Source organism: Coleofasciculus sp. FACHB-712 (assembly GCF_014695635.1).
Lineage (GTDB): Bacteria > Cyanobacteriota > Cyanobacteriia > Cyanobacteriales > FACHB-T130 > FACHB-T130.
Genome location: NZ_JACJOQ010000467.1, coordinates 1 through 6,476, shown reverse-complemented (window position 1 = coordinate 6,476; position 6,476 = coordinate 1). Strand labels below are relative to the sequence as shown.

4 protein-coding genes and 1 pseudogene are annotated in these 6,476 nt (G+C 44.3%); 4 read left to right on the top strand and 1 reads right to left on the bottom strand.

Annotated features, from left to right (window positions below):
- On the top strand, nt 1-532 hold a 532-nt coding region (locus H6F50_RS14995; protein WP_242029044.1), incomplete at its 5' end, for a J domain-containing protein.
- 91 nt (nt 533-623) lie between these two features.
- Here H6F50_RS14995 and H6F50_RS14990 read toward each other — a convergent pair.
- Nucleotides 624-1,124 carry a hypothetical protein gene (locus H6F50_RS14990; protein WP_190415077.1) on the bottom strand — a complete coding sequence of 167 codons (501 nt, stop codon included), beginning with the start codon at nt 1,122-1,124 and terminating at the stop codon, nt 624-626.
- A 687-nt stretch (nt 1,125-1,811) separates the two neighbouring features.
- Here H6F50_RS14990 and H6F50_RS14985 point away from each other — a divergent pair.
- From H6F50_RS14985 to H6F50_RS14975, 3 genes and pseudogenes are all read left to right on the top strand, one after another.
- Nucleotides 1,812-4,625 (top strand): PAS domain S-box protein, encoded by a 2,814-nt coding sequence (locus H6F50_RS14985; RefSeq protein WP_190429313.1) that lies wholly within the window; start codon nt 1,812-1,814, stop codon nt 4,623-4,625.
- 521 nt (nt 4,626-5,146) lie between these two features.
- A complete protein-coding gene (locus H6F50_RS14980) occupies nt 5,147-6,043 on the top strand; it encodes a phosphate/phosphite/phosphonate ABC transporter substrate-binding protein (RefSeq protein WP_242029043.1) in 897 nt (298 codons plus the stop codon).
- Nucleotides 6,044-6,054: 11 nt separating this feature from the next.
- Nucleotides 6,055-6,476, top strand: a pseudogene (locus H6F50_RS14975) (PAS domain-containing sensor histidine kinase); the annotation flags it as partial.

The window sequence follows — 6,476 nt, the reverse complement described above, 5'->3', positions numbered from 1 at the left end:
TTCGCGCCCTAGTCGGCGCGATGTTGAAGCCAGACTGACGATGCCCCTCGAAAAAGCTTATCAGGGAGGACGAGAGCGGATTCGGCTGGAAGATGGGCGATCGCTGGAAGTGGATATGCCACCCGGAATGGTCAACGAGCAACGCATCCGGCTGAAGGGTCAGGGCATTGAAGGTGGCGACTTGTACCTCAAAATTACCGTATCGCCCCACGCCTTCTTTCAAGTAGAAGGCTCGGATATTTTCTGCCAATTGCCAGTCACTCCCAGCGAGGCAGTCTTGGGGGGAGCCGTGGAAGTCCCTACCCTGGATGGTTTGGTGAAAATGACGCTTCCTAGCGGTGTCGGGCACGGGAAGCGCCTGCGCCTTGCCGGAAAAGGCTACCCGACAGGTAGAGGCGATCGCGGCGATCAGTTAGTTGAAATTCAGGTTGTGGTTCCCAAAACGGTCACTTCCCAAGAACGGGAACTCTACGAAAAGCTGCGGCAAATCGAAACCTTTAAACCCCGTCTCGATTTGCCAGTTCAACGCTAAAAAATTAGCCCGCGCAGGCAGGGCTAATTTTTTGTCTAGCCGTAGACTTCAGTCTGACGGATGAGATGGGCTTTAATTGAAATACTGGCGTTTAAGCGCGATCGCGATAGCACAAACCCAACAGCGTACCGCTAGCAATCAACTTCAACGCTTCTAATGTCCAGTAGCCCCCGTGCATTTGATTCATCCCGGCAGGAATCTCAGCAACGGGTTCAAAAAGATTGAGCTGTAGCCCCAGCGCGCTCATTTGTGGGGTTAAAAAATATGTATCAATAATGGCAATTGTCAGCAAGAACAGGGATAAGAAAATTACTTTGCGCCCTCCCAGCTTAGAAGCAGCCTGAGTGCGGTGAAGAACCAACAGCCCCGTTAACACTAAGGCTGCACATAATAATTCAATCCGATTAAAAATCCAGAAAATTGAATAACCTGCTGTTGCAAATCCAGGTTGAGTCATCATCCCGGTTGCAAACAAACTGGGCATAATTACCCAGTCCAAAAGCAAGCTTCCGCTAAGCCAGAAAGCCAACGTAAAGGTGACGGTTGTTTGCCATGCTGGTTGCTTTAATCCAGCGCTAGAAAAAGCGGTCATATAATTTCCTCAACTTTCTGTCTTCTTTCAGCTTATCGAATTGTTTTTAGAAACGATATGAAGTATCTTTTCGATTTTTGGCAGTTTTGCTGTTAGGAATTTACATTTAGTTAAATTCTCCAAATCATTAAGAATTTCAGTAAATTCCTAAGCTAGTTAATTGAGTCAGGAGGGCACCATCGGCTTGGTAAAGCGCGATCGCTTGCAAAGAAAACAGGTGCGAGTCGCTGCATCGCCGCCTACCAAGAAGGCGATCGCGCTCTAGACCCGTTTAAGATGTGTAAAACCCTGAAACGGAGATTTCCATCTAGACGTTTTTTGAGTCGAAATTAGGCCGCAGCCGAGTTTGATGACGCGGCTCTAAAAGTTTTTTGGACTCTATCTCGCAAAAAGGCTTAACATTTGCCTCATTCTGCCAATATTGTTCAACTTGTGCTTACGAATAAAATCAAGAGAAAACATCTGTCTAAAGAATGAACTTTATTAGGCAAATATACCTTTAAGACAAGGATGGAATCAGATTTACAAAATCTTTTCTCGATGCCCTTGCCCAAGTAAAATCCTCATCAAGAGAACACTATAGGCTTTTCATCGCTATCCGAAAAATGCAATCAAGCTTCGCTTTCTAAGTCTGGAAGCTGCTACTGGTTATCGTTCACCCTCAACCTTAGTTCACCGAAACACGCCATGATGAAAGCGATTCTGCCTAAAAATGAAGCTGATCTAGTGTATGCACCCACTGAGGGCAGCTCAACGAAGCACTTGCATCGGAAATTCTTCTACAAGGTTGCGGGAGGTCTGGGAGTGGCAACTGTCCTACTGGTTAGCATTGGTGGGATTTCGTACCGGAGTATCACGCAACTTGTGCAAGCGAATAACTCAGTAGACGATACCTTTACCTTCATTAATCAGCTTGATGATGTATTTTCCGGAATCAAGGACGCAGAAACTGGGCAGCGTGGCTACATAATCACTGGAGACGAGGCTTATTTACAACCCTACTACACAGCAACAGCTAAGGTTAATCAACAAGTTGAGTTTCTCAAGGGATTAGCGGGAAATAACCTCAATCAACAGCAGAAGCTCGGCACTCTGGAATCTCTGACTGCAAGTAAATTTTCTGAATTGAAACGGTCAATCGAATTACGAAAAAACAAGGGATTTGAAGCCGCCCAGCAATTAGTTAAGACGAATGAAGGCAAGGTAGTGATGGATAACATCCGCCTGCTTGTCAATGATTTGGAAAATGACCAAAAGCATTTGTTGAAGGAGCGGTACCAACAAGCGAAAGACCAGGCTCGTGACTCTCTAATTACATTTTTAAGCGGTGTATTCCTAAATTTTATTATTGCTTTATGGGTTTACAGGCTTATTTATGGGGAGATGAGCGATCGCTATCGGACAGAAAATGAACTTCAGAAAGAACGCGACTATACATCATTTATTGTTCAGACTACACCAGCACTGGTCGTTGGGCTAAAGCTTGATGGGGTGATTACATTTGTCAATCCTGCTGTTGAGCAGGTGACAGGCTACTGCGCAGAAGAATTAATTGGACGCAACTGGTGGGAAATCTTTTATGCTGACGATGAATACAGAGGTATCGAGCAGTTATTATCCACCCTGAAGCACGGAGGCGTCCGCGACTATGAAACAGTTTTGACCATCCAGAATCGAGAAAAACGGATTATCAATTGGAATGTTCTGAAGCGGTTTGACGAGCGAGGCAAATTGGTTGATGTGATTCAATTTGGCAATGATATCACCGATCGCAAAGCAGCTGAGGACATTCGCAAAGGCGCAGAACTGCTGCAACTGATTTTGGATAATATTCCCCAATATATCTTCTGGAAGGATAGAAACTCTGTCTATTTAGGCTGTAATAAGGTTTCATGTCAAATCACTGGGATTAGTAATCCAGAAAACATTATTGGCAAGACGGATTATGACTTGTGGTCGCAAGAAATAGCAGAAAAATACCGCAAAGACGACCGTCGCGTGATGGCAACGGATACCCCGGAACTGCATATTATCGAACGCTTGATTCAGCCAAACAATGAAGAACTCTGGGTAGACATCAACAAAGTTCCCATTCACGATGCGATGGGCAAAGTAATCGGTATCCTCAGCACCATAGAAGACGTTACCGAACGCAAGCAGGCGGAGAAAGCCTTGCGGCAGAACATGGAGATGCTTGACTTAGCCACGGACGCGATTATCATTCGGGATTTGAATGACAAGATTAGCTATTGGAATCAGGGCGCTGAACGGCTATATGGTTGGACAAAAGCAGAAACACTCGGTCAGTACATCCACACCTTCTTGAAAACTGTCTTTCCCCAACCAAAAGAGGAAGTTCTAGAGATATGCCTGCGTGAAGGGAATTGGGAAGGCGAATTGATTCACACCAAGCGTGATGGCACTCAAATCACGGTAGCTAGCCGATGGACGCTGCAATTAGATGAATTTGGTCAGGTGTCCGCCAGACTAGAAATTAACAATGATATTAGCGATCGCAAGCAAGCTCTTGATGCCTTGCGCCAGTCGGAAGCGAAGGAACGAGAAAAAGCCCAGCAGTTGCAACAAACTTTGCACGAACTCAAAAAGACCCAATCTCAACTGATTCAGACTGAAAAAATGTCCAGTTTGGGTCAACTGGTCGCTGGAGTGGCGCATGAAATTAATAATCCCGTTAACTTTATCTACGGCAATCTCATCCACACCGAGCAATATACACAAGACTTGCTCAATCTAATGAAAGTCTACCAACGGTACTATCCCAATCCCGCGCCAGAGATTCAAGAAGAAGTTGAGGCTTTAGACATTGAGTTTGTTCTTGAAGACCTGCCCAAAATGGTCGCTTCAATGAAGTTAGGCGCTGACCGCATCCGCCAGATTGTCCTCTCTTTGCGAACCTTCTCCCGCCTGGATGAAGCAGAAATGAAGCCGGTTGATATTCACGAGGGTATTGATAGCACCCTCTTAATCTTGCAGAATCGGCTGAAAGCTAAACCAGATTCTCCAGGAATTATAGTTATTAAGAAATATGGCAAGCTGCCAGAAGTAGAGTGTTATGCAGGACAACTGAATCAAGTATTTATGAATATCTTGAGCAATGCCATAGATGCTTTAGAAGGGTTGCCCTCTAATCGTCAAAAGCTCATGGATTCTGGAGAAACAAGTTCTAATAGCGGGTTCCCCATTCCTAATTCTCAATTACCGACCATCCAGATTTGCACTGAAGTTTTGAACGCGAACAAAATTGTAGTGCGAATTGCAGATAACGGCCCCGGTATCCGTGAGAATGTCAAGGCGCGACTTTTTGACCCATTTTTCACGACCAAGCCAATCGGTCAGGGCACCGGGCTAGGATTGGCAATCAGCTATCAGATTGTCACAGAAAAACATGGAGGGTCGATCAGTTGTGTATCAGCAGTGGGAGAGGGAACCGAGTTCGTTGTAGAAATTCCAGTAACACAAAGTCCAAGGCAAGGGAATTGACACATTTTCCGCGATTTCAAACGACAGAAGGGATTTCTAAGGCAATCCTTTTTGGTTAATGCTGTAATCCTGGGAGAACCTCTCAATCCCTTGGATCGCCAGACTTTGGAGTAATTTTCCCTGTTACTAAGTTAATCCCCCCTTGAGGAGCATCTGTGGGTGGATAGATGAGCGATCGCTTAAAACTAGATTTTGGGTTTGAGAAAGAAAATCTTAAAAACCCGTAAAAACACAGTGTTTATTTTCTCCAATCCTCCTGAGAATGAGGATTGAGTGAAAGCATGAATCTAAATTGGCGGACTCAAAATTTAAGTAGTAATCTCTCATATTACCACTTAACTTAAGATATGAAAAAATAACATTTCTTGAAGCGTTATTTTCATAATTTTGGAAAGCGGTATTATTCTCCAGACACGGTAAAAATTTAAAAGGTAAACATAGCCTTAAACAGAATGCAAAAACATCTATCTTGGACACGAAATCGCTCTTACAAACGAGCAGTGACTTGCTTCATCCTAGCCTTGTCCGTTACGTACAGTTGTGTAGCCTGTACTCAGCTAAGTGAAAATACCACAACCCCACTAAGCCCCAGCTCTCAGCCACTGAGTGATAGTTCTAGGAATACAGGAGAGGAACTAAAAACCCTAAATATGGCGGTGATTCCGTGGCAGGTTTCAGCAGAACAGGAAAAGCAACTTCAGCCACTAGCGGACTATCTAAGCAAGACATTAGGAAAACCTGTTAAATTTCAGATTACAAAAGACTACGACACATCGATAGATTTACTGGTGACAGGAAAAGTAGAAATGGCTTTTCTAGGTCCCCTTTCGTATGTGAAGGCACATCTTCGAGATCCCCAAATTAAGCCAATTGTTGCGCCAATTGAAAGAACAACCGGACGACCTTGGTATACAAGCGCGATCGTTGTTAATAATGCCAGCGGCATCAAAACTATTAAAGATTTGAAAGGTAAGAGATTTGCCTTTGTGAGTAAATCCTCGGCTTCGGGTTACTTAGTGCCTTTAGCTTACTTTCAAGACATTGGTATTAACCCCGAACGCGACTTTGCTACAGTCAAGTATGCGGGTAGCCACAACAAGGCAAAAGCGGATTTACTAGCAGGAAAGGTGGATGCGATCGCGGATGATAAACGCTCGTATCTTCAGCAACAGAAAGAGGGAAATATCGACCCTTTAAAATACAAAATTATTTGGGAATCTGACCCAATTCCTCTTTCGCCCATTGTCGTCTCTAGTAAGCTTCCATCCCAACTGGTAATCAACCTCAAGAAAGCATTTGTCAACTCTCCAGAGGGACTGCTAGATCCCAGTGGTTCTGAGTCGGCTGGATATACTCTGGTAGAAGATCGAGACTATACACCGATTAGAAAGCTCCAAGAGCGCCTTAAGTTGAAATAAAGCCGAATGCAATGAAAATATTAACTAAGTTTATTGGATCTTCTATTGCCGTAGTAGGGCTAATTTTATGCCTTACAGTTGGCAGTGAAGACTGGCTCAAGCAAGTAGAAAAATCTACCGAAACGAGCCGAGAAAGAGCCGCTCAAGCTGACAGTATAGTCTTAAATCTAAAAGTTTCCTTAAGAGACCAGATCGCAGCACTGAGGAACTATCTCATTCTCAACCGCGACCCCTCAGACATGGCAAAATATCACAAGGCGATGTCTGACTTTGTCCTTAGCTTGGATGAGTTAGAAAGTCTGATGCCAGACAATTCAGAACTGACAGTTGTTCGCCGTCGCCATAGTTTTCTCGTCCGCTTAGCAACAGAGCTTCGCGATACACCTTCTACTCTTAAACAGACTCAGCAGGATTTCAGAACCATCAATTCTTT